16 protein-coding genes and 4 pseudogenes are annotated in these 22,272 nt (G+C 68.4%); 13 read left to right on the plus strand and 7 right to left on the minus strand.

What is annotated here, in order from left to right:
• Window positions 1-105: 105 nt before the first annotated feature.
• Window positions 106-1,155 carry an IS110 family RNA-guided transposase gene (locus NZH93_RS08910; RefSeq protein WP_259622488.1) on the minus strand — a complete coding sequence of 350 codons (1,050 nt, stop codon included), beginning with the start codon at window positions 1,153-1,155 and terminating at the stop codon, window positions 106-108.
• A gap of 351 nt (window positions 1,156-1,506) precedes the next feature.
• Between NZH93_RS08910 and NZH93_RS08915 the strand changes: the two are divergent.
• The 4 pseudogenes from NZH93_RS08915 to NZH93_RS51180 form a co-directional block, all read left to right on the plus strand.
• Window positions 1,507-1,731 (plus strand): annotated as a pseudogene (locus tag NZH93_RS08915) (IS110 family transposase); the annotation flags it as partial.
• A 116-nt stretch (window positions 1,732-1,847) separates the two neighbouring features.
• Window positions 1,848-2,754: pseudogene (locus tag NZH93_RS08920) on the plus strand (IS5 family transposase).
• Window positions 2,755-2,797: 43 nt separating this feature from the next.
• Window positions 2,798-3,022 (plus strand): annotated as a pseudogene (locus tag NZH93_RS08925) (IS110 family transposase); the annotation flags it as partial.
• 257 nt (window positions 3,023-3,279) lie between these two features.
• Window positions 3,280-4,057 (plus strand): annotated as a pseudogene (locus NZH93_RS51180) (IS5 family transposase).
• Window positions 4,058-4,206: 149 nt separating this feature from the next.
• On the opposite strand, the gene NZH93_RS08935 reads toward NZH93_RS51180, so the two are convergent.
• The 3 genes from NZH93_RS08935 to NZH93_RS08945 form a co-directional block, all read right to left on the minus strand.
• Window positions 4,207-4,893, minus strand: coding sequence for a hypothetical protein (locus NZH93_RS08935; RefSeq protein WP_259622489.1), 687 nt, complete (start codon window positions 4,891-4,893; stop codon window positions 4,207-4,209).
• 277 nt (window positions 4,894-5,170) lie between these two features.
• Window positions 5,171-5,668 (minus strand): SRPBCC family protein, encoded by a 498-nt coding sequence (locus tag NZH93_RS08940; protein ID WP_259622490.1) that lies wholly within the window; start codon window positions 5,666-5,668, stop codon window positions 5,171-5,173.
• 343 nt (window positions 5,669-6,011) lie between these two features.
• Window positions 6,012-6,341 (minus strand): cupin domain-containing protein, encoded by a 330-nt coding sequence (locus NZH93_RS08945; protein WP_259622491.1) that lies wholly within the window; start codon window positions 6,339-6,341, stop codon window positions 6,012-6,014.
• Window positions 6,342-6,837: 496 nt separating this feature from the next.
• Here NZH93_RS08945 and NZH93_RS08950 point away from each other — a divergent pair, with 496 nt between their 5' ends.
• Both NZH93_RS08950 and NZH93_RS08955 read left to right on the plus strand, forming a co-directional pair.
• Complete coding sequence (locus NZH93_RS08950; protein WP_259622492.1) at window positions 6,838-8,364, plus strand: non-reducing end alpha-L-arabinofuranosidase family hydrolase; 1,527 nt, start codon at window positions 6,838-6,840, stop codon at window positions 8,362-8,364.
• 605 nt (window positions 8,365-8,969) lie between these two features.
• On the plus strand, window positions 8,970-9,389 hold the full coding sequence (locus tag NZH93_RS08955; RefSeq protein ID WP_259622493.1) for a peptidase inhibitor family I36 protein: 420 nt from the start codon (window positions 8,970-8,972) through the stop codon (window positions 9,387-9,389).
• Between the two features lie 25 nt (window positions 9,390-9,414).
• Here NZH93_RS08955 and NZH93_RS08960 read toward each other — a convergent pair whose 3' ends face one another.
• On the minus strand, window positions 9,415-9,975 hold the full coding sequence (locus tag NZH93_RS08960; RefSeq protein WP_259622494.1) for an AAA family ATPase: 561 nt from the start codon (window positions 9,973-9,975) through the stop codon (window positions 9,415-9,417).
• Between the two features lie 320 nt (window positions 9,976-10,295).
• Here NZH93_RS08960 and NZH93_RS08965 point away from each other — a divergent pair, with 320 nt between their 5' ends.
• The 6 genes from NZH93_RS08965 (at window position 10,296) to NZH93_RS08990 (ending at window position 15,958) form a co-directional block, all read left to right on the plus strand.
• Complete coding sequence (locus tag NZH93_RS08965; RefSeq protein WP_259622495.1) at window positions 10,296-10,958, plus strand: DUF4232 domain-containing protein; 663 nt, start codon at window positions 10,296-10,298, stop codon at window positions 10,956-10,958.
• 126 nt (window positions 10,959-11,084) lie between these two features.
• Window positions 11,085-11,966: a helix-turn-helix domain-containing protein gene (locus NZH93_RS08970; protein ID WP_259622496.1), complete on the plus strand. Its 882-nt coding sequence runs from the start codon at window positions 11,085-11,087 to the stop codon at window positions 11,964-11,966.
• Window positions 11,967-12,084: 118 nt separating this feature from the next.
• The gene (locus tag NZH93_RS08975; RefSeq protein WP_259622497.1) at window positions 12,085-13,122 is read left to right on the plus strand and encodes an alcohol dehydrogenase catalytic domain-containing protein; all 1,038 of its coding nucleotides are present in this window, start codon (window positions 12,085-12,087) and stop codon (window positions 13,120-13,122) included.
• Between the two features lie 28 nt (window positions 13,123-13,150).
• Complete coding sequence (locus tag NZH93_RS08980; RefSeq protein WP_259622498.1) at window positions 13,151-14,125, plus strand: aldo/keto reductase; 975 nt, start codon at window positions 13,151-13,153, stop codon at window positions 14,123-14,125.
• Window positions 14,126-14,203: 78 nt separating this feature from the next.
• Window positions 14,204-15,043, plus strand: coding sequence for a class I SAM-dependent methyltransferase (locus NZH93_RS08985; RefSeq protein ID WP_259622499.1), 840 nt, complete (start codon window positions 14,204-14,206; stop codon window positions 15,041-15,043).
• Window positions 15,044-15,316: 273 nt separating this feature from the next.
• Complete coding sequence (locus tag NZH93_RS08990; protein ID WP_259622500.1) at window positions 15,317-15,958, plus strand: hypothetical protein; 642 nt, start codon at window positions 15,317-15,319, stop codon at window positions 15,956-15,958.
• A 49-nt stretch (window positions 15,959-16,007) separates the two neighbouring features.
• On the opposite strand, the gene NZH93_RS50575 is transcribed toward NZH93_RS08990, so the two are convergent.
• Complete coding sequence (locus tag NZH93_RS50575) at window positions 16,008-17,435, minus strand: GMC family oxidoreductase (protein WP_259622501.1); 1,428 nt, start codon at window positions 17,433-17,435, stop codon at window positions 16,008-16,010.
• The gene (gene car, locus NZH93_RS09000) at window positions 17,432-20,797 is read right to left on the minus strand and encodes a carboxylic acid reductase (protein ID WP_308214181.1); all 3,366 of its coding nucleotides are present in this window, start codon (window positions 20,795-20,797) and stop codon (window positions 17,432-17,434) included. The genes NZH93_RS50575 and car overlap by 4 nt, the downstream gene beginning before the upstream one ends.
• 194 nt (window positions 20,798-20,991) lie before the next feature.
• Between car and NZH93_RS09005 the strand changes: the two genes are divergently transcribed.
• Entirely contained in the window at window positions 20,992-22,227 is a 1,236-nt protein-coding gene (locus tag NZH93_RS09005) for a cytochrome P450 family protein (RefSeq protein WP_259622503.1), read from the plus strand.
• Window positions 22,228-22,272 lie beyond the last annotated feature (45 nt).

The following is a 22,272-nucleotide window of genomic DNA, read 5'->3' on the forward strand; positions in this document are numbered from 1 at the left end:
CACCCCCGCTACCTCTTCCAGGTCTCAGCAATGGGCCTCTGGTCCCCCTGGTCGCCGGATCCGGCATGACTTACGCCCCCAGTCGAAGGGCAGGTCTCGATGCCCCTATTGTTCGTCAAGCAGTCTGGTGTGCCGCTGCCTGTGGTCGGGTGAGGTGATGACCCGATAGAGCTCGCGGGCTATGTAGCGTTTGAGGCACCGGACGGCTTCACGTTTGGTCTTGCCCTCGCAGACGCGCCGGTCGATGTAGTCGCGGGTGCGTTGGTCCCAACGTAGGCGTACCAGCACGATGCTGCGCAGGGCGCAGTTGGCCTGGCGGTCGCCGCCGCGGTTGAGCCGGTGGCGTTGCGTCCTGCCCGAGGAGGCCTCCACCGGGCTGACTCCACACAGCGCGGCGAAGGACGCCTCGCTTCGCAGCCGTTCGGAGTTGTCACCGGCGGCGATGAGGAGGGTGGCCGCGGTGTCGGGGCCGACTCCGTAGGCGTCGAGTATGGCGGGGTTGTGGTCGGCCAGGACTGCGGCGATCTGGGCGTTGAGGTCGGTGATCTCCTGGCTGAGCCGGTCGATCCGGCACGCGAGCAGGCGCAGGGTGAACCGGGCGGCCGTAGCGCTGTCACAGGGTGTGGTGGGCGCCCATTCGATGCACCGCTGCACGAGCTTGGCGGTGCTGAGCTCGCGCAGTTCGTCGCGCAGCACGGGATCGGCCGAGACCAGGACGGCCTTGAGCTGGTTGATGGCCTGGGTTCGGGACTTGACGGCTGAGGTCTTGGCCACCTTGAACACGCGCAGCATCTCCACCGGCCCTTGGCCGCTCTTGGCCAGCGCGCTGGCCTGCCCGTTGAGCACGGAGCGGGCAGCGGACTCGGCGTCGATGGTGTCGTTCTTGCCGCGGCGTCGGCGGTTGGCCTTGTCGGGCTGGTTTACCTCGAACACGTCGATGTGGGCGGCGGCCAGGTGGCGGGCGAGCGCGGCTCCGTAGGAGCCTGTGCACTCCACGCCCGCACGCTGCACGACGCCGAACCCGCGCGCCCACTTCACCAGTGCCTGATACCCGGCTCGCGTGGTCGGAAATGTCTTGGTGGCCAGCAGCACGCCCAGCGCGGTGATGACGGCGGCGACGTGGAAGTCCTTGTGGGTATCGACTCCCACGATCACCTCCTGGCCGTCGAGGACCGGGGGCTGCGAGGAGGAATGAGGGGGGCGGGGCACGGTTCTGCGGGCTCCTGCTCTGATCGGAACGCCTACGGGCTGGCCGACGCCGGACCGATCAGGTGGTCAGGACTGTGAAGATGCGCAGTGCGGCAAAGCCCCTATCGGGACACGCCCCACCGGCCCGGCGGCAGCTGGCACCGCCACGGATCGAGGCCGACAGATCGAGACAAGGACACATCGGTCAGTCGTAACGCGGGTCAGACCACGGGCCGGGGCGGCACCCCTCGATCATCACAGTCGTAACGTGGCCGTCGGTACCTGATTGGCGACCAAGACACGCGAGGTAAGAACCGGTTGAGGGACAACGGCTACACCGTGTTCTTCGGACTGGACGTCGGCAAGGGCGGCCACCACGCCGTCGACCGGGACCCGACCGGGAAAGGACTGCGCGACACACCACTGCCCAACACCGAACCCAAACTGCGCACGCCGTTCGACAAGCTGACCGCCCACCGACAAGTCCTGGTGACGGACCAACCGAACACCATCGGCACCCTGCCCGTCGCGGTCGCACGGGCACGTGGTCTAGGTCGTGTTTCAAAGGCGTTGACCAGCGGTGTATCGGCGCCTGAAACGTGGCGAGGTCTCCGGTAGATGGGTTAGCGACCAAGCAAACCCGCACCACCGAAGACCTCGTGGCCAGCGTAGCGACGACGTGCCGGGCCAACTTGACCGACGCGCAGTGGGCACTGTTGCAACCGCTGCTGCCCGTCGGCGAGAAGCCCGGTCGCCCACCCAAGTGGAGCAAGCGACAGTTGATCGACGGCGTCCGATGGCGAGTACGCGTTGGTGCGCCATCGCAGGACGTCCCGCCCGAATACGGCCCATGGCAGACCGTGTACGGGTTGTTCCGACGCTGGCAGCGCGCCGGGGTCTGGACGGGATCCTGACCGGATTGCAGGCCCGTGCCGATGCCCGCCGGGGTGATCGTGTGGGACGTGAGCGTGGATTCCACGATCATGCGCGCGCACCAGCATGCCGCCGGAGCGCGGAAAAGGGGATTTGCAGGTCGAACCGGCCGACACCGGCGAGGGTGGGACGGAACCGGAGGATCACGGTTTGGGTCGGTCGCGGGACGGTTGGACCGTGAAGGTGTATCTGGCCTGTGAGCAGGGTCGGCGGCCGTTGTCGTTCCTGGTCACCGCCGGGCAACGCGGTGACAGTCCGCAGTTCACGCCGGTGATCGAGGCCATCCGGGTACCCCGGCCCGGCGGTGATCGACCGCGGACCCGCCCGGATCGGGTTCCGACCGATAAGGCCTACAGCTCCCAGGCCAACCACGCCTACCGGCGACGACGAAGGATCAAGGCCACCATCGACCAGCCTCTCGACCAGGCCGCCCACCGCAAGGCCAAGGGCTCCTCGGGTGGGCGGCCACCGATGATCGACAGGCAGGTCTACAAGCAGCGTCACGCGGTCGAGTGCGGTATCAACCTGCTCAAGCAGCACAGAGCGGTAGGCACTCGCTACGACAAACTCGCTGTTCGTTACAGGGCCACGGTTCAGGTCGCAGCGATCACCATCTGGCTGCGCCACATGTGAAACGCGCCCTGGTGACCTACCTGCCGGGCCTGGGCCATGCGACGCCGACCTCTACCCCGGCAATACCAAAACCAACCCCCGCGACGCCGCCCTGGCCGAACTGGACGTACTCATCGGGTTCGACGACGACCTGACCAGGGACGCCGCACGACTGCCCACCCGGATCCGCGACCTGTCCCCCGCTCCGAAGCACGTCCTCGGGCCAAAGATCGCCCACCCAGCGGTGCTGGAGATCCTGTCCCACTGCGGAAGACCCATACCAATCCGATGTTCGATGTTCACCCACTACCCGTCCACATCCCCCTTTCGGCGCCCTCCACAGTGGACAACCATCACCCCAGACCAAAACAATCCAACCTCGTAACACCGCTTTCACCCGTCACGCGTGACCTCGCGGCTGAGGTAGCAGGCCGACCCGACCGACACACAGGCTGGCAGCCATTGTCATCGCCAGCTCCTAACACAAAGGGGTGATCCTGCGACGAGGCTCTTGAGCGGTGAGGCCGCTGGTCCGATGTGGTGGACGTGTCGGAGCCCTGGCTGGTCGAGGACGAACTGTGGGACCTGCTCGAACCGCTGATCCCGGTGCCGCCACGCCGGGTCCGCAACCCCGGCCGGAAGCGATTACCGGACCGGCTGTGCCTGCAAGGGATCCTGTACGTCCTGCACACCGGTATCGGCTGGGAACACCTGCCCCAGGAACTCGGCTTCGGCTCCGGCATGACCTGCTGGCGACGGCTGCGGGACTGGAACTACGCCGGAGTCTGGTTGCGCCTGCACGAGGTGATGCTCGCCGAACTGCGGGAGGCCAATCGGATCGACTGGTCCCGCGCGGTCGTGGGCTCCTCACATGTCAGGGCGGTAAAGGGGACCGCGCCGGGCCGAGCCCAATCGACCGCCGCCAAGCGGGTTCCAAGCACCACCTGATCACCGACGGCAGCAGTCTCCCACTGGCGGTGATCCTGACCGCCGACGTCACCCAACCCCTGCCGCCGGTCCACCGGCAAGAGACAAATCAAGCCGTCCATGATCCCAGCCTGGAAAGAGTGTTCAACGACCACCGCAGTGCGTTGCGGTGACCTGGCCATTACCTCGGTCCTGGCAGGCAAAGGGCACGACCCACGGTTCCGGATTGGGCGTCCTGCACTGGGTCGCTAAACACAGCAGCTCCTACGTACGCCAATTCCGACACCTACGCATCCACTGGAAACGCCGCGTCGACCTCTGCGGAGCGTTCAAAACCCGACCCGCCACCAAAGTCTCTAACCATTTTGAGGTGAGCTTCAAGACGCCCCACCCTTAGGTGACCAACGCCAACTCGACCTTCGACCATCGCACCCGCGCCATGCACCACACCACAAGCAGTCTTGTGGCCCGGAGAATGCGCGTGCGCCATCTCCGGGCCACAGAACGGTTGGAAACGTGACCATCTCCTACCAGACCACGACGTCCTTATCCGGCCTTGCGACCACGAGTAGCGGTATTCCACCGCCGGGCCAGTGACTCGACCGACCACCAGTGCGGCCGGACGTCCGATGCCCCGTCCTGGTCGCGCAGGTAATCGGCCACCGAGCCCGGTGGCGCGAACTCCTCCACTACCAAGCGGGTCAGCCGCTCTGTGACCAGGCCGATCGGCTCGTCATCGAGCAGCAACGTCGCAGTGCACTGCAACGACATCGGCTCGCCGGTCTCATCCTCGTGGAACACGATCGACCGCACGGTCTGCTCGGCCCGCCGGAACCTGGGCCCGCAGGTAGTGGCCAGGGCGACGCCGAGCGGGACACGGGTGGCGTAAGCGACCTCGGGGTTGTCGGGGTGCGGGATGCCGCATTCCAGTCGTACCGACCTGGGAATTCGGTCCGGGATGATCAGGGCCCTGGTCAGTGCCAAGGTGCGACCACCGCGGGCACTGCTGAGCATTCCTGTGCGCTCATGTCCAGTGGTGTGCCGGTGGCCGCGCAGATCGACGTACTCCCGCGCGGACAGAACGTGTTTGCGCGACCCCAACACATGAATGGTCAGGGCTCCTCCACCGGTCCACCACGCCAATGCCTCGGAAAGACTGCGGGCACCCTCCACCAGTTCCTGCAACTGGGCCAAACGGCCGTCGAAGTCATGGTCGATCAAGTTGGTTCGCATCAGGTGGCCCATCCCCCGTGTCTCGAAAGGACTGATGACGATAATGCCGCTACCTGCGTAAATACTCCCCCGCAGGGAGTTGAGGCCCCATTCCGTTAGTCGGTATGTGAACTGCGCCTCACGCTACGACATTCCGGATGAGCTGTGACGACCAATTCCCGAACCACCCGAACGGCCGCCAAGGCAGTCGCTGTGCGCAAGATCGACACGTCGCGGCCCGGTCGACCCGGGCCATTCGGGCACCGGATACCGCATCCGTACTCCGTCGGCGTGAAGTCTACGGGGTCTCGACCTTGGTCTTCAGTGCCTGGAGCCACAGGTCCAGGCCTCCACCGAGCATGGCCGCCGCGGCGTCGTGGTCAGGGCCTTGCAGCGAGTCCAGCAGCGGCGCCGCCCAGGACTCCTCGGTGTGCACGCTGGTCTTCCCGTCCGCCTCACTGAAGGTCCACAGGTGAACACCCCTGTCGATGGTGATCGACTTGCCGACGGCAGGCCCCTCCCAGATCACGCACTTGCGGGGGTCCACCTGTTTGACGCTCGACGTGATCGTCAGGGTGTCGGCCGGGGAGAGCTGCGACTCGGGCACGGGGGTCGTCCACCGGAACTGCGCACCGGCGGAGAAGGGGCCCTGTTCGAGGCGCTCGATGGTCAGGACCGCTTGCTGCCACTGGTTCCAGCTCTCCACGGCGGTGTGCACGTCCCAGACTCGCTGGAGAGGAGCGTTGATCACGATGTCGGACGACCGGGTGATGGACGCCTGGTGATCGATGCTCACGCCGCCGCACTGCACGGGCTCAGCCGACGTAGAAGAGGAGGTGGTGCTGGAGGAGGTGGGCTGGTCGCTGCCGGTAGTGGTTTGGCCGGAGGCGCACCCGGTGACGACGAGTGCGATCCCGAAGGCGGTTGCCGCAAGCTTCGGGGCACGGTGGTGAGTCAGAGTGGAAGAGCGCATGGAAGTCGACCTCATCTTGGTGCCGTGGTGACGCTGACCTGGTGGTGAGATCACCGTCCCGCGAAAGGAGGCGTCATCGCGTCGGCGAGAACCACGTAGATCCGGTCAGCTCGGTGCCGCTGTCACGCACGTCGAGCAGCGCCGACTTCGCCGGTGAAGGGGACCGTCACGCCACAGGCAACGTGGGCGGCGCCTTGAACTCCAGCCACCTGCTGGTCTCCACCGCTTCCACCGAGTGCACGACGCCCTTCGGGTGCACGAGCGTCTGCCCTGGCAGGAGTTCGCACTGCTCGCCGGCCAGCGTTCCGCGCAGGTGGCCCGACAGCAGGTAGACGAAACTGTCGTGGTCATGCGAATGCTCGGGGGAAGCGACTCCTGCCGGGTACTCGATCTCCATCAGCAGTCCGCTGCCGGTCCGCGCCGGAACACGAAACCGGCCCGCCCCGCCCAGGAGCGGCAGCCCCTCCACCGAGGTCATCGTCTGCCACTCGCTCATCGACCGGCCCTCCCCCGCGTTTCCCTAAATCCTACGAAGCGAGGTCTGAAATAGCGCGGCCAACACGGAGGCGCGAGGCGAGGGGGAACCGCGCACGTCCGGCTCGATGCTGAGAGTCCTAGCAGCACGGCGGCCATCGGCGGTCCAGCAAGATCAATGTTAACGCTAAATATTTAGCACGCCGACCGGTCCGCCCAAACCTGAGCGCCTCAACGGCTATTACGTTCTACAAACACAGCACAGTTGCTCTATTCAGCCCACCGACACCCACAATCCAAGCGTTAGATTGTGATCGTTAACATCCTCCGTGCCGGCGTTGGGTGGACCGCAGGTAGCCCCTGCGTCAAAAGCGCTGCGCCCATCCGAGGGGATCGTCATGAGGCCTTCGTCCTTGCTCCAGCCGGGCCTGCTGTCGCGACCCACCCAAGAGCACGGAGATTGCCGCCCTGCACGCATCTCGGGCCTCGTGCGGCCCTGACGCCGAAGGAGAACCACCATGAAACCGATCGGCCAAGTCCCGCTGTCCGGGCCACCCCAGGCGGCACCGCGCCGTTCGGGTCGTCTCCGGCGCAGTCGATGGGGTCGCGCGCTGATCGCCCTGCTCGCGACCGCTCTCACGGTCACCTCGGCGGTCGCGCTCGACACCGGTGTGGCATCGGCGGCGACCGTCGACACCAGTGCGTGGTACGTGCTGGTGAACCGCAACAGCGGCAAGGCGATGGACGTTTCCGCTACCTCCACCGCTGATGGAGCGGTGGTCCAGCAGTGGTCACGTCATGATCTCGCCAACCAGCAGTGGCAGTTCGTGGACTCCGGCGGCGGCTACTACAAGCTGAAGTCGAAGAACTCCGGCAAGGTCCTCGACGTCGACAGCAAGTCGACCGCCGACGGCGCGAAGGTCCAGCAGTGGGCGGATCTCAACGGGACCAACCAGCAGTTCAGCCTTGTCGACACCGACAGCGGCTTCGTCAAGCTGATCAACCGCAACAGCGGCAAAGCGGTGGAGGTGTCGGGCTCGTCGACCGCGGACGGGGCGGCCGTCGTGCAGTACGGCGACCTGAACGGGGCCAATCAGCAGTGGTCGCTCGTCAAGCTCGACGCCCCGCCGACCGGCTCGTGCTCGCTCCCGTCGACGTACCGCTGGTCGTCGACGGGTTCGCTGGCGAACCCGAAGTCGGGCTGGCTCGCGCTCAAGGACTTCACCAGCGTCGTCCACAACGGCAAGCACCTCGTCTACGGATCGATGGTCAACTCGTCGGCATCCTACGGCTCGATGAACTTCACCTCCTTCACGAACTGGTCCGACATGGCCTCGGCAGGCCAGAACGGGATGAACTCCGGGACTGTGGCGCCCACGCTGTTCTACTTCGCCCCGAAGAACATCTGGGTGCTCGCCTACCAGTGGGGCGGGACCGCTTTCAGCTACCGGACGTCGAGCGACCCCACCAACGCGAACGGGTGGTCGGCGCAGCAGACCCTCTTCACCGGGAGCATCCCCAACTCCAGCACGGGACCCATCGACCAGACGCTCATCGCCGACGGCTCGACCATGTACCTGTTCTTCGCCGGTGACAACGGCAAGATCTACCGCGCCACGATGCCCATCGGGAACTTCCCCGGCAACTTCGGTTCGTCGTGGACGCAGATCATGAGCGACACGCAGGCCAACCTGTTCGAAGGGGTCGAGGTCTACAAGGTCAAGGACCAGAACCAGTACCTCATGATCGTCGAAGCGATGGGGAGCAACGGGCGGTACTTCCGCTCGTTCACCTCCAGCAGCCTGGGCGGCTCGTGGACGCCGCAGGCCGCCAGCGAGGGCAATCCCTTCGCAGGCAAGGCGAACAGCGGTGCTACCTGGACCAACGACATCAGCCACGGCGACCTGGTCCGCACCAACCCCGACCAGACCAAGACCATCGATCCCTGCAACTTGCAGCTCCTCTACCAGGGCAAGGACCCGAACGCGGGCGGCGACTACAACCGCCTCCCCTGGCGGCCGGGTGTGCTGACGCTCCAACGCTGATCACCTGTTGGGAGAGGAACCGTCTGTGCGGGTTGTGGCCGGTTTGTCGGCCACAACCCGCACGAGGACTCGCTGCCAGATCACCCCACGTGCAGGTGCACGCCGTCGTGGACGACACCGGCCTGCACCACCCCACCGGGAACGCTCAACACCGTGTTGCGCACACCGGGCAGCCTCGGCTCAGAGGTCATCAGCAGGGGTCACCTCCCCGCTCGGCGTGGTAGGGCTCAGCGTGACAACGGAGAACCGGTCGGCGTGACCGGAGTTCACCCCGACCGCCTCGACCAGCTCCGCGTGACCGGAACAAGATCGACGATCATTCGCCCGAAACAATCACCGTCGAACAGATCGGACGATCCACCCTCAATCAGGTGAAACCGCACGTGGGCGGCTAGACCGTTCGGGGGATGGCAGTTGTGGAAATATGACCCGTGCTGCACTGTCGCAAACACGGGATAGTTCGTGACACAGGTTTCTCGACGAAATGCGCACTGACGCCGGAGGGCGTGCGTTATTCGAGCGTCGTCGCCCAGGGGTACCACACGGGCGGTCGATCATCCGCAGGAGCAGGGTCACGCCAACAGGGGAGTGTTGTGAAATCCATCATGAAACGTGCGATCAGGACATCGGTAGCGCTCGGGGGAACCATCGCGCTGCTCATGTCGCTCGTTCCCGCCGCCAGTGCGGCGACGGCCCGGAACGGCATTTGCGACGACTACGAGTTCTGCCTCTACCACGGCCCCGATTTCACCGGGTCGATCTCGGACTTCGGCTACGGTTCGATCCCGACCTACGGGAAGTCCCAGCCGGACTGCTACGAGTTCAAGGGGTCGGGCACCGGCCAGTACCAATGTGTGAAGAACAACGCCAAATCGGCACGGAACCGGACCCACATCTACGTGGTGAAGGTCTTCTACAACAGCGACTACAAGGGCACCAACTTCACCTTCAACCCCGGCGGCGCGGCGAACCTGGGCTCGCTCAGCATGCAGAACGCCTCGCACCTGTTCGAGCTCGTCAGCTAGGGAACCGCGATCTCGCCGAACCAGGTCACCGGACCGGGTCGCGCAGGGCGTCCACCAGGAGGCCGTAGGTCTCCTCCACCGCCCCGGCCACGCTCGGCACCACGACCGCGTTCGGCCGCAGGCGCAGGACTTCCAGCAGGTCGTCGTACATGGTCCCGAGCACCACGGGGCCGCCGCCCAGCTCGATGAGGCGGTGGTGGTGGCGGATCCACGGGTCGTCGCTGTCGCGCGCCCGGTGGTTGAACCGCTCCACCGCCGCCTCCCGGTCGTCGAGCAGGACGACCTCGCGGAAGTCCGCCCCGTGCGAGCGCACGAACTCCTCGAACGACGTGATGTCCTCGACCCGAGCGAAAAATTGGGGCAGCACGACGTCGTGCCCGTTGCCCAGGTGGGTCGCCGCCATGGCACGGGCCAGGGACCACACGACCGGCCACGTGTCGGTTTCCTCGTCCTGCCACCCGCCGACGAGACGGTGCAGACCGTCGATGTCGAGGTGCAGCGTGTCGGGGTGCCGATCGATGTAGAACGCCGACAGGGTGGATTTGCCGATGCCCGGTGGTCCGTTCAGATGGATGAGTCGCGCCACCACCCCACCTTAGCCATGGGCAGGATCGCCGAGAACACGCCCCACACCGTGCCGCACAGTCGTGAAAGCACTGGAAAACGCACTGCCCGATCTGTTGTCGACATTCGATTCCGGCCACCACGAATTCGACACCGTCGACAATTACTGCAATTAGCCCTCAGGCACTCACCAGGAGAAATCGGTGCACGAAGACGATCGGCAGCACTCAAGGTTGCCAGCACGTGACCTGGTTCACACAAGAGCATCCTTTTCGGCCCCCGAACATCCTTACCTGTGCAAGACCCGAACAGCACAGCCCAATTCAGAGGGAGTCGGAAACAATGCGCGAGAACAACAGCCGAGTCGTCCGTGGTGCCGCTGCCATCGCCGTCCTCGCCGCGTTCGGCACGCTGACCGCCTGCTCCGCGGGCAGCACCGGGACGCCCACCGCGGGCGGCGCCACCACGCCGTCGTCGTCGAGCGCGAAGCAGGACCAGACCAGCGGCACCGCGAGCACCAGGGTCACCGGTGGTGCCGACGCCCTGCGTGCCAACGGGGACAAACCGGCCGGTGAGCAGCTCTGCGCCACCGCCAGGGTCGGGCTCGGCGTCGAGTTCCCGGTCCAGGGCGCGAACGACCAGTTCAGCGTCCCGATCCTGCTGGCGAACGACTCGTCCGCCCGCTGCACGATCCAGGGCTTCCCCGGCGTCCAGTTCCAGAAGGGCAACGGCGAGTCCTGGGACCTCGTGCGCGGCGACGACCCGATCAAGCCGGTCAGCCTCGCGCCCGGCGAGTCGACCAGCGCCACCCTGGTCTTCCTCAGCGCGGGCACCCAGGAGGGCACCTCGCACTGGGCTCCCGACTCGGTCCTCATCACGCCGCCCAACACGACCGACACCCAGCGCCTCGCGTGGGACTTCGGCGCGATCCTGCGCCAGGACGCCGCCACCCACCCCGGCACCTTCGTGCGCGCGGTCGACGCCGTCGACTACGGCAACAAGTAACCCGAGCCACTGGTGAGCGCCTCGCGGTGCCGGCCGACGGCGTTGCACGCAGGGTGTGAGAGGACCGCTCGTTCGAGGTAACGGCGGTACCTCCTTCATCCCCGGCGAACGGCCTACTGTGGGTTCATGGGCCCCATCGATCCTCGCGCCGAGGTCCGCGAGTTCCTCAGCTCGCGGCGAGCGCGCATCACCCCTGACCAGGCGGGCCTGCCCGCCTACGGCGGCAACCGGCGCGTCAAGGGCCTGCGCCGCGAAGAGGTGGCCCTGCTCGCGGGCGTGTCCATCGACTACTACGTGCGCATGGAACGCGGCAACCTGTCCGGGGCCTCGGAGAGCGTGCTGGACGGCGTGAGCCGCGCGTTGCAGCTCGACGAGGCCGAGCACGAGCACCTGTTCGCCCTCGCCCGAGCCGCGGACCCCGGCCCTCGCCGCCGCGCGGCGCCGCCCAGCAGCGTGCGCCCCGGCGTCCAGCAGGTGCTCGACGCGATCAGCGACGCGCCTGCCTGGGTGCGCAACGGCCGCCACGACATCGTGGCCATGAACCGCCTCGGCCGCGCCCTCTACTCCCCGGTGCTCGCCGATCCGCGCAGGCCCGCGAACACGACCCGGTTCGTCTACCTCGACCCGGCGGCGCAGGAGTTCTTCGTGGACTGGGACCGCATCGCCAACGACGCCGCGGCGATGCTCCGCCTGGAGGCTGGTCGCACCCCGAACGACCGCAAGCTGATCGAACTGGTCGGCGAGCTGTCCACGCGCAGCGAGATCTTCCGCAAGCGCTGGGCCTCCCACGACGTGCAGTACCACCGCAGCGGGCACAAGCGCCTGCGTCACCCGGTCGTGGGACAGCTCGACCTGAACTTCGAGTCGATGGAACTGCCCTCCGAGCCCGGCCTCACCCTCAACATCTACACCGCCGCGCCGGACAGTCCCACCGCCGACGGCCTCAAGGTGCTCGCGAGCTGGGCGGCCACCCAGGAACTCGCGCGGCCGCGGTCGACGAACCCCTGAACGCGCCGCGCCCCGTGGGGGGTACTGCCGTTACCCGGAAGGGCAGTCACTGCCGCGCCGCCTGGACCGAGCGTTCGATGGGTGGTGACCAGGAACCCCGTGAGAGGCGAGAACTTCCATGCGAGCCACCTTCATGTACGGCCCCGGCGACGTGCGGGTCGAGAACGTGCCCGACCCGCGGATCGTCGACCCCACGGACGCGGTCGTCCGGATCACCCTGGCTTGCGTCTGCGGCTCCGACCTGCACCCCTACCACTCCATGGCCGCCACGGACGAGGGCGTGCCGATGGGGCACGAGTTCATCGGCGTCGTCGAGGACACCGGTTCCGCGGTCACCGGCGTCAAGCGCGGGGACTTCGTGGTCTCCCCGTTCGCGTTCTCCGACAACACCTGCCCGATCTGCCGCGACGGCTTCCACACGGCCTGCCCCCGCGGCGGCTGGTACGGGGCCGGTGGCGTCGGCGGGGCGCAGGCCGAGGCCGTGCGCGTCCCGCAGGCCGACGGCACGCTGGTGAAGGTCCCCGGCGACGTGGACACCGCGTTCCTGCCCTCGCTGCTCGCCCTGAGCGACGTGTACCTCACCGGCCACCACGCCGCCCACATGGGCCGGGTCGAGCCCGGCAAGACCGTGACCGTCATCGGTGACGGCGCCGTCGGCCTGTCGGCGGTGTTGGCCTCCCGGCGCCTGGGCGCCGAGCGGGTCATCCTCATGGGGCGCCACACCTCTCGCACCGACCTGGGCCGCGAGTGGGGCGCCACCGACGTCGTCGCCGAACGCGGTGAGGAGGGCGTCGCGAAGGTCTTGGACCTGACCGGCGGAGAGGGCTCCCACGTGGTGCTGGAGGCCGTCGGGTTGATGCCCGCCTACGAGCAGGCGTACGGCGTCGTGCGCCCCGGCGGGATCATCTCCCGCGTCGGCGTGCCGCAGTACGAGGAGGCACCGGTCGGCTTCGGGTCGCTGTTCGGCAAGAACGCGGGCCTGACCGGCGGTCCCGCACCGGTCCGCGCCTACATCGAGCAGGCGATCGACGACGTCCTCGCAGTCCGCATCAACCCCGGCAGGGTGTTCGACGCCGAGGTCGGCCTGGACCAGGTCGCCGACGCCTACAAGCAGATGGACAGCCGCAGCAGCCTCAAGGTCGTGGTGCGCCCGTGACCGCACCGTCCACAAAGGAGAACAAGAGATGAAGCACATCAAGCTGCGCGACCTCGACGTGGCCCGCATCGGCCTGGGCGCGATGGGCATGTCCCACGGCTACACCGGCGCCGGGAGCGACGACGACGAATCGATCCGCACGATCCACCGCGCCCTGGAGCTGGGCGTCACGCTCATCGACACCGCCGAGGTCTACGGCCCGTACGCCAACGAGGAACTCGTCGGCCGCGCCCTGAAGGACCGCCGGGACGAGGTCGTGCTGGCGACGAAGTTCGGCCTGATCTCGCACACCGGCCGCCAGGGCGGCGCGGACAGCGGCCCCGCCAACATCCGGATCGCCGTCGACGGCTCCCTCACCCGCCTGGGCACCGACCACATCGACCTGTACTACCAGCACCGCGTCGACCCCGGCACCCCGATCGAGGACACCGTCGGCGTGCTGGCCGACCTGGTCACCGAGGGCAAGATCCGGCACATCGGCCTGTCCGAGGCAGGTCCCGACACCATCCGCCGCGCCCACGCCGTCCACCCGATCACCGCCGTGCAGTCGGAGTACTCGCTGTTCACCCGCGACCCGGAGGCCCGCGTCCTGCCGGTGCTGCGCGAGCTGAACATCGGCTTCGTGCCCTTCTCCCCCTTGGGCCGCGGTTTCCTGACCGGCACGGTCCGCTCCACCGACCATTTCGACGCGGGCGACTTCCGCTCGAGCAATCCCCGGTTCACCGACGAGAACTTCCAGCACAACCTCCGCCTCGCCGACGAGGTAGCCGCCATCGCCACCCGGATCGGCGTCACCCCGGCCCAGGTCGCCCTCGCCTGGTTGCTGGCCCAGGGCGACGACATCGCCCCCATCCCCGGCACCAAGCGCGTGACCCGCGTCGAGGAGAACACCGCCGCCGACGCGGTCACCCTCACCGAGGAGCAGCTCGCCACCCTCGGCAGCCTCCCCCCGGCCGCCGGGGACACCCACAACGAGGCGCAGATGCGGATGATGGAGCGCTGACCAGGTCTGGGGGGGCGGCGCGGCCGGGTCCCGCGGCGCGCCTTCCCGCTTCGCCACGGCGTGAGTAGCGTCGCCGACGTGAACGACACCGGCCTCGTCGGCGCGCAGAAGACCCTCAGCCCCGTCCTCAGGGCGAAAGCACTGGACAACCGGCTGCCGGACCCGATCCTCGGCGACCGGTACGCCGAGGAGGCGATGCGCGGGCTCGACCCCGACTACGACAAGCGCAGGTTCGGCACCAGCCAGATGGGCCTCGCCGCCGTGGTGCGCGCCAAGGCCCACGACGACTGGGCCCGCGCCTTCCTCGCCGAGCACCCCGACGCGGTGGTGCTGCACCTGGGCTGTGGCCTCGACGCCAGGGCGTACCGGATCGACCCGCCCCCCACCGTCGACTGGTACGACCTGGACTACCCCGCCATCGTCGAACTGCGGCGCCGGTTCCTGCCGCCGCGCGAGCACTACACCCTGATCGGCTCCAGCGTCACCGACCTGACCTGGCTGGACCGCGTCCCCCGCGGCCGACCGGTGCTGGTGATCGCCGAAGGACTGGTGCCCTACCTGACCGAGACCGACGTCCGGCGGCTGCTCACCAGCGTCGTCGACGCCTTCCCCACCGGCCAGGTGCAGGTCGACACGGTGGCGGTCTGGGCGTGGCGCACGTCGAAGTGGGACCCGACGCTGCGCAAGTACGGCACCCGTTTCCACTGCGGCTTCGACGACCCGGCCGTGCTGGCCGACTGCCACCCACGGCTCGAGTACGTCGACGAGGCGCCGATGAACGACTCCCCGGAACTGATGGCCAAGGCACCCGCGAACGTACGCCGCGCGTACCGCCTCCTGAACCTGCTGCCGGGCTTGAGGCGGTCCACCCGCATCGTGCGGTTCCGGTTCATCGAGACCACTGTGGACGGTCACTAGCCCGCTTGGCCGCAGGCGGCTCGGTCAACCCAAGAAGGACCGCGCCGCAGCGGGAAAGCCGCTGCCACCAACTGATGCACTCGCGATCATCCTGGCCAAATGCTCGTTATCGTTGCGGCATTTGTTGGCAAAGCACATCTTTTAGTCAACACTGAAGTTATAGAGTCAAGCGACACTTCGTGGTCCGGCCGAACGGTTCGGCTTCAGCGGTACCTCGGCGTCCGTAACCGTGGTTAACGTGAAGTTCCGTTGAGAACCAGGAAGAGGTGTTCCTTGATTCGTCGACTTGTTGCCGCTTTCGCTGTAGTACTGGGAATTCTCGCGTTCGAAGCAGGCCCCGCGCGGGCGGACGGCCCATCGACCGCCGCCGCGCAGTGGATCTGCGTCGGCGCGGCGGTCCCGGCGGGCCACGTGATCACGATGCTCAACCCGAACGGCGGCTGCTCGGGCAACGGGACCATGTACGTCGAACCCGTGCGCAACGGGATGTGGACCTGTCTGGGGTCACCGCTGCCCGAGCCGTACGTCATCACCATGCTCAACGCCAACGGATGTGGCGGGATGGGCCGCTACATCGAACTCCCCCGCAACGGCATGTGGACCTGCCTCGGATCGCCGCTCCCCGCGCAGTACGTGATCACCATGCTCAACGCCAACGGGTGCGGCGGGATGGGCCGCTACATCGAACTGCCGCGCGACGGCATGTGGACCTGCCTCGGCTCCCCCATCCCCTCGCCCTACGTGATCGTTCGGCTCAACGCCAACGGGTGCGGTGGCATGGGCCGCTACATCGAGGCCGCGCGCAGTGACATGTGGATCTGCTGGGGTTCCACGCTGCCCGCCGGGTTCGTGGTCACCCGTTCGGACCGCAACGGCTGTGGCGGTGGAGGCGCGGACTACATCGTGCGCGCCTGACAACAGGAGAGGAGGCCCCACCGGCACCGGTGGGGCCTCCCGCCCGGTTTCACTCCACGGTCGCGGCCCCGCTGATGAGGCTCGCGGCCCGTTCCGCGATGGCGATCACGGTCGCGTAGGTGTTGGCCGACGGGATCCGCGGGATCACCGAGGCGTCCGCGATCCGCAGGCCGTCAACACCGTGCACGCGCAGGTCCCGGTCCACCACCGACATCTCGTCCACGCCCAGCTTGCACGTGCCGACGTAGTGGAAGTACGGCGCCGTGGTCGCGCGGACGTAGGGCTCACCACCCGACTCCGCTTCCTGCCCGCGCCACGGCGTGAGGGCGCTCGCCGCGCCGATCTCGCGTGCCAGCCCCATTCCCCTGACCATCGCGGTCAGGTCCCGCTCGTCGGTCAGGTAGCCCGGAGCCAAGGCGATTCCCCTATCTGCCAAGCGGAGTCGCCCACGGCTGTACGGGGTCATCAGGGAGAACGTGATGACGTAGAGGTTTTCCCCCGCCGGCGCCGACAGGCAGGATTGCAGGTCCGGGGCGTCCAGGTCGGGATCGCTGCGCAGCAGGCCGACCACCTCGACGTTGTTGTTCGAGCCCACCGGTATCGGCTGCGCGCTGGTGTACATCACGTAGGAGAGGGGGTGGTCGTGCAGGTTCTCGCCCACACCCGGCAGGTCCGCGACGACGGCGATGTCGCTGTCACGCAGGTGGTCGGCCGGACCGATCCCGCTCAGCATCAGCAGGTGAGCGGTTCCGACGGCGCCCGCGCAGAGCACCACTTCGCCCGCCCCGGCCTGGATCCGCTGTCCGCCAACGGTGTACTCGACGCCGGTGGCCCGGTGCCCGTCGAACACGACTCGCCGGACCACCGCGTCCGTCACCACGTCGAGGCCCGCGCGTGAGCCCAGGTAGGCGTCGGCGGCGCTCTGCCTGACTCCCCCGACGATGTTCAGGTCGACCCAGCCGACCCCCTCCTCCAAGCCGCCGCTGATGTCCGTCGCACGCCGGTAACCAACCTCCGCGGCCGCCTCTACGAACGCCGCCGCGGTCGGGTGCCCCTGCTCGGCCGGGGCGACCTCCAGCGGGCCACCGACGCCGCGCAGAGCGGGATCGCGGGTGGGGGCGCGCTCGCCGCGCCGGAAGAACGGCAGCAGGTCGTCGAACTCCCAGCCCTTGCCCCAGTCGTAGCTGCTCCGGTGACCTCGGGCGAAGATCATCCCGTTGATGCTGGAAGAGCCGCCCAGCGCCTTCCCACGTGGCCAGGGAAGGGTTCTGCCCAGTTCCGGCTCCGGCAGGGTCGTGTCCTGCCAGTCCGATTCGGAGCCCAGGAGTGACAGCCAGGCGTTCGGCGGGGCGGTCACCGGCGACGCGCTCCCCGCCTCCAGCAGCAGGACGCTGACGCTCGGGTCCTCGGCCAGGCGGGAAGCGACCACGCAGCCCGCGCTCCCGCCGCCCACCACGACGTAGTCGTAATCGCTCACGTGTTCTTCCCGGTCATCAGGCGGCGCAGGTCCGTCGCGCACTTGCGGACGAGGGACCGGGATAGGTGCGGGATGTCCCCGGTCTGCTGGACGGCCTCCCGGAACCGGGCCGACGGGACGTCCGAACCGGGCACCGCCGGTTCCGGCTCCCGGAAGCCGTGCAGCAGCGGGAGGATCGAGTACTGGCGCTGGGATTCCGGCAGCGTGCGCAGGGCGGCTTCGACGCGGACGAGCCAGTCACCGTGGTCCTCGATCCGCTCGATGGCGTGGCCGTCCTCGACGAGCCAGTCCACGAACGTGTCCAGGGAAATCCCGTCGTCGTGCGGGTTCACCAGGTTGAACGTCCGGTACCCGGAGGTGTTCCGCCCCAGCGCGACGATCGACGCCGCGGTGAAGTCGACGGGCAGGCCGTCGTAGTGGGCCCGGTCGCCGCCGAGGTAGAAGGACCGCGGGGCCACGCCCGTCGCGAGGAGGCTGAACAGCAGGCGGCTGAACATGTCGTGCACGTTCACCTGCCCGGCGTACTCGCCGTGCGCGAGGATCATGGTGGAGCGGAACACCGTCACCGGCAGGCCGCACAGGTCGTGCGCCTCCCGCAGCAGCACCTCTCCGGCCCACTTGCTCGTCGTGTACCCGCCCGCGTACCCGTCGTCGACGGGCTGGACCGGCAGCGCGGCGCGCACGTCGGAGTCCTCGTCGAGAGGCTGTCCCCTCCGCGACCGGGACACCGCCACGCTGGAGATGTACGTGATCGGCTTGAGCCGGTCGGTCAGGGACAGGCGGATGACCTCCGCGGTGCCGAGGACGTTGGCCTCGAACAGGTGGCGGTAGGGCAGCACGTGGTTCACCAGTGCGCCCGCGTGGACGATCAGGTCCACCTCGCCGGTCAGCCGCTGCCACGTCGCCTCGTCCAGGCCCAGCCGCGGCTCGGCGATGTCCCCCGCCAGCACCTCCAGGTGCTCCGCGGCCAACTCCCCGACCGTGCGCGCCAGGTCAGGGTCGTCGCTGCCGAAGGCGTCGACCAGGCGCTGCCTGGCGGCGTCCGGGTCCTTGCCGCGGACCACGACGATCAGCCTGCCCGCGACCGGGGCCAGTCGGCGCAGCCAGTCGAGGGTGAGGAAGCGCCCGAGGTACCCGCTCGCGCCGGTCAGCAGAACGCGGCGGGGCTCCCCCTCAGGACGCGGGAGGTGGCGGGCGCCGTCCAGGGTCGCCGCGTCGACGAACCGGTCGAGGGTGAGGTCCTTGGCGTGCGTCTCGGCGGCGTCCTCGCCGTGCACCGAGGCGAAACTCGGCCGCGACGCGGTGGCCCCGCCCGCGACCTCCGGCAGTTTGGCCTCGAGGTAGTCCGCCACCTGGCGGAGGTCGTGCGCGGGGCTGATGATGACGTCGACCGGGACCCGCACGCCGAAGGCGTCTTGCAGCAGGTTCGACAGCGACACCGCCGACAGCGAGTCGCCGCCGAGGTCGCGGAAGTACGCGGAGGGGCTCACCTCGGCCGTCGAACCGGACAGCAGCGCCCGCGCGGCCCGCTGGACGGTCTCCAGCACCGGCTGGTCGGCTCCCGTGCGGCTCAGGTCGAGCAGCTCACAGGCCTCGCGGGCGGAGATGTCGGCGTACCTCCGGTCCAACCGCTCGCCGTAGCGCTCCACGAGCTTGGGCCACAACAACTTGCGCTGGTCCGACAGCAGGCCGTTCGCCTGGCTGAACGGCTCGGTCTCCAGCAGCAGGCCGCGCGGGACCTCGTACGACTTCAGGCCCGTGTCCTGCGCGATCCGCCGGAACGACTCGGTCAGCAGGTGTTCGAGGCGGTCCGGGTCGGCCCCGTGCTCCTCCAGCGCGTCCTCGGTCGGCACGACGACGGCGAGCAGGTAGGACCGCTCGCTGTCGCCGTGGACGAAGACCTGCCGCACCAACGGGGCGGTGGCGAAGAGGGACTCCAGCCGCGCGACGGCCACGAACTCGCCCTGGGACAGCTTGACGACGCTCTTGAGGCGGTCCACGACGGCGATGCGGCGCGGACCGAGTTCCGCGACGATGTCGCCGGTCCGGTAGTACCCGTCCTCGTCGAAGAGGGCGGCGGTCAGTTCGGGCTGCCTGTAGTAGCCGGGGATGCCGTCCGCCTTCAGCAGCAGTTCGCCGCGCGGGTGCGGGACGTCGGTGCGGAAGTAGCCGAGCTCGGGCACGTCGACCAGCTTGTAGTCGATCACGGGCGGGTTCATCAGGGTGCCGTTGACGGCGATGCCCGCGACCTCCGTGGAGCCGTACATGTCGTACAGGGGAACGCCGAGGAGCGCCTCGACGAACTCGGTCAGCGTGGCCGACAGCGGCGCGGAACCACAGGTGGCCCAGCCGACGCGCCCTCCGAGGACGTCCTCGCGCAGGCGGGTGAGCACCTCGGTCGCCGCGCCCTCACCGGTCCGCCGGTCCAGCTCGCTCCGGTAGCGCTGGTAGAGCATCTCGCACACCCGCGGCACCAGGGACAGCTCGGTGGGCCGCACGAGCGCGATGTCCTCGAAGAACGTCGAGAGGTCGCTGCCCGCGGTGAAGCAGCTCAGCCCACCGCGCGCCAGTGCGTTCATCAGCGAGAAGTGGCCGCCGATGTGGCTCAGCGGCATGTAGTTGACGGCGACCAGGTCCGCCCGGTTCGCCCGGTCCTCCCACATCACCCTGGCCAGCCGCTCGGTGTAGATCGCGCCCTTGGGGGTTCCGGTGCTCCCCGAGGTGTACACGAGCATCGCGAGGGGGTCCTCGTCGTCGCCGGGGACGTGCGGCGGCACCTCGGGCAGGGTCGCGCCGAGGTCGAGGACCTCGGGCAGCGCGACGACGTCCACGTCCCGTCCGGCACGGGCCAGGCCGTCGCGGGCCGCGGCGAACCGCTCCGCCTGGTCGTCGACGCGCTGGTCGTGGTCGAACACCACCAACCGCCGGACCGAAGGCGCGCGCAGGGCCAGTTCGGTCGCCGCGCCCAGGTGCTCGACGCTCGCGGCGAGGAGGGACGGCTCGGTCTCCGCCATGATGGACGCCAGGTTCTCGGCCGACGCGCCGGTCTGCAACGGGACGCTGACGACGCCCAGGTAGCCGCACGCCAGGTTCAGCGTCGCGTAGTCGCGGCTCCCGAAGCCGAGGATGGCCACCCGGTCGCCCGCGGCGAGGGGGTGGCGCGGGTGGTGGTGCCACTCGCTCGCCACCGCGCGGACGCGGCTCCACAACTGCCGGTAGGTGGTCAGCTCGTAGCGGGGCAGCAGGCGGGCCGACACGCGCCCCGTCCGGGCGTCCCGCACGAACTCCCGCGCGCGCTCACCGACAGCGGGCCGTTCCCCGTGGCGCTCGAACACGTTTGCCATTACTTGCGCGAGTCGCACTGTGATCTCCGCGTCGCACAGGTGGCGACTTGTTGTCAGAAATGGAAACAGCCCCGAAAAACTACACTAGCAGCAGCCCACCGGACAGTCACGCGGTCCGGCTCGCATTTTAGGCTTTTTGATAAGCATCATTGCGGCGGCCGGTCGTCCTTGATAGTGATTCCACGAGGACTCCTGCAATCGAGGATGTGCCCATGGACCACGATTCCGCCCTCCTGGAACTCGACGACGCGTTCGTGCAGGACCCGTACTCGGTGTACGCGAAGCTCAGTGCCGAAGGCTCGGCGCACAGGGTGCTGATGCCCCCTGGGGTCCCCCTGTGCGGGGGGCTCCCGGTCTGGCTCATCACCGGCTACGACGCCGTGCGCTCCGCGCTGGCGGATCCCCGGCTGAGCACCGACCTGACCAGGATCGACGGGCTGTTCGCGCAGAAGGAGCCCGACCGCGGCAAGCGCGGCGGCTTCTCCTCGGCACTGGCCAGCCACATGATGCACACCGACCCACCGGACCACACCAGGCTGCGCAAGCTCGTGAGCAAGGCCTTCACCGGCCGTGCCGTCGAAGCGCTCCGGCCGGAGATCGTGAAGATCACCGACGGGCTGACCGCGGCCCTCTCGGACCACGACTCGGTGGACCTGCTGGACGCCTTCGCGTTCCCGCTGCCGATCCGGGTGATCTGCCTCCTGCTGGGCGTCCCGGTCGAGGAGCAGGACAACTTCAAGTCGTGGTCGAGGGCGCTGGTCTCCGGCGACTCCCCCGAGGCGGCGGCCGCCGCCGCGACCGCGGTGGCGGGGTACCTCGGCGAGCTGATCGAGCGCAAACGCCGCGTGAGCAGCGACGACGTGCTCAGCGCCCTGGTCTCGGCGCGCGACGTCGACGACCGGTTGACCGAGACCGAACTGGTCTCGACGGCCTACCTGCTGTTCATCGCCGGGTTCGAGACGACCCTCAACGCGCTCGGCAACGGCACGCTGCACCTGATGCGGAACCTGGACCAGTGGGAGGCGCTGCGCGAGGACCGGACACTCCTCCCCGGCGCGGTCGAGGAGTTCCTGAGGCTGGAGAGCCCGCTGAAGCACGCCACGTTCCGCTGCGCGACGGAGCCGCTGGGCATCGGGGGCGTCGAGATCCCGGCGGGCGACTTCGTGCTGCTGGCCATCGCCTCCGCCAACCGCGACCCCCAGCGCTTCGCCGATCCGCACGTGCTGGACGTCCGCAGGCCCGCGGCGGGTCACCTGGCGTTCGGGCACGGCGTCCACCACTGCCTCGGGGCGCCGCTGGCGCGGGTGGAGGCGCTGACGGCGTTCGGCGCCCTGCTCGACGCGTTCCCCGCCATGAGGCTCGCCGCGGACCCCGAGGACCTGCGGTGGCGCAACAGCACGATCATTCGCGGGCTCGACTCGCTTCCGGTGAGGCTGAACCACCGCTAGACGCTTTATCACATTTCCGGAACACCGCGTCACCAACCCGTTTTT

Origin of the sequence: Umezawaea endophytica, from assembly GCF_025061645.1 — a bacterium.
Lineage (GTDB): Bacteria > Actinomycetota > Actinomycetes > Mycobacteriales > Pseudonocardiaceae > Umezawaea > Umezawaea endophytica.

Excerpts from the sequence above, each read along its gene's own strand:
- NZH93_RS08935 (WP_259622489.1), bottom strand. The coding sequence starts at position 4,893 with ATGCGAACCAACTTGATCGACCATGACTTCGACGGCCGTTTGGCCCAG.
- NZH93_RS08945 (WP_259622491.1), bottom strand. The coding sequence starts at position 6,341 with ATGAGCGAGTGGCAGACGATGACCTCGGTGGAGGGGCTGCCGCTCCTG.
- NZH93_RS08950 (WP_259622492.1), top strand. The coding sequence starts at position 6,838 with ATGAAACCGATCGGCCAAGTCCCGCTGTCCGGGCCACCCCAGGCGGCA.
- NZH93_RS08955 (WP_259622493.1), top strand. The coding sequence starts at position 8,970 with ATGAAACGTGCGATCAGGACATCGGTAGCGCTCGGGGGAACCATCGCG.
- NZH93_RS08965 (WP_259622495.1), top strand. The coding sequence starts at position 10,296 with ATGCGCGAGAACAACAGCCGAGTCGTCCGTGGTGCCGCTGCCATCGCC.
- NZH93_RS08970 (WP_259622496.1), top strand. The coding sequence starts at position 11,085 with ATGGGCCCCATCGATCCTCGCGCCGAGGTCCGCGAGTTCCTCAGCTCG.
- NZH93_RS08975 (WP_259622497.1), top strand. The coding sequence starts at position 12,085 with ATGCGAGCCACCTTCATGTACGGCCCCGGCGACGTGCGGGTCGAGAAC.
- NZH93_RS08980 (WP_259622498.1), top strand. The coding sequence starts at position 13,151 with ATGAAGCACATCAAGCTGCGCGACCTCGACGTGGCCCGCATCGGCCTG.
- NZH93_RS09005 (WP_259622503.1), top strand. The coding sequence starts at position 20,992 with ATGGACCACGATTCCGCCCTCCTGGAACTCGACGACGCGTTCGTGCAG.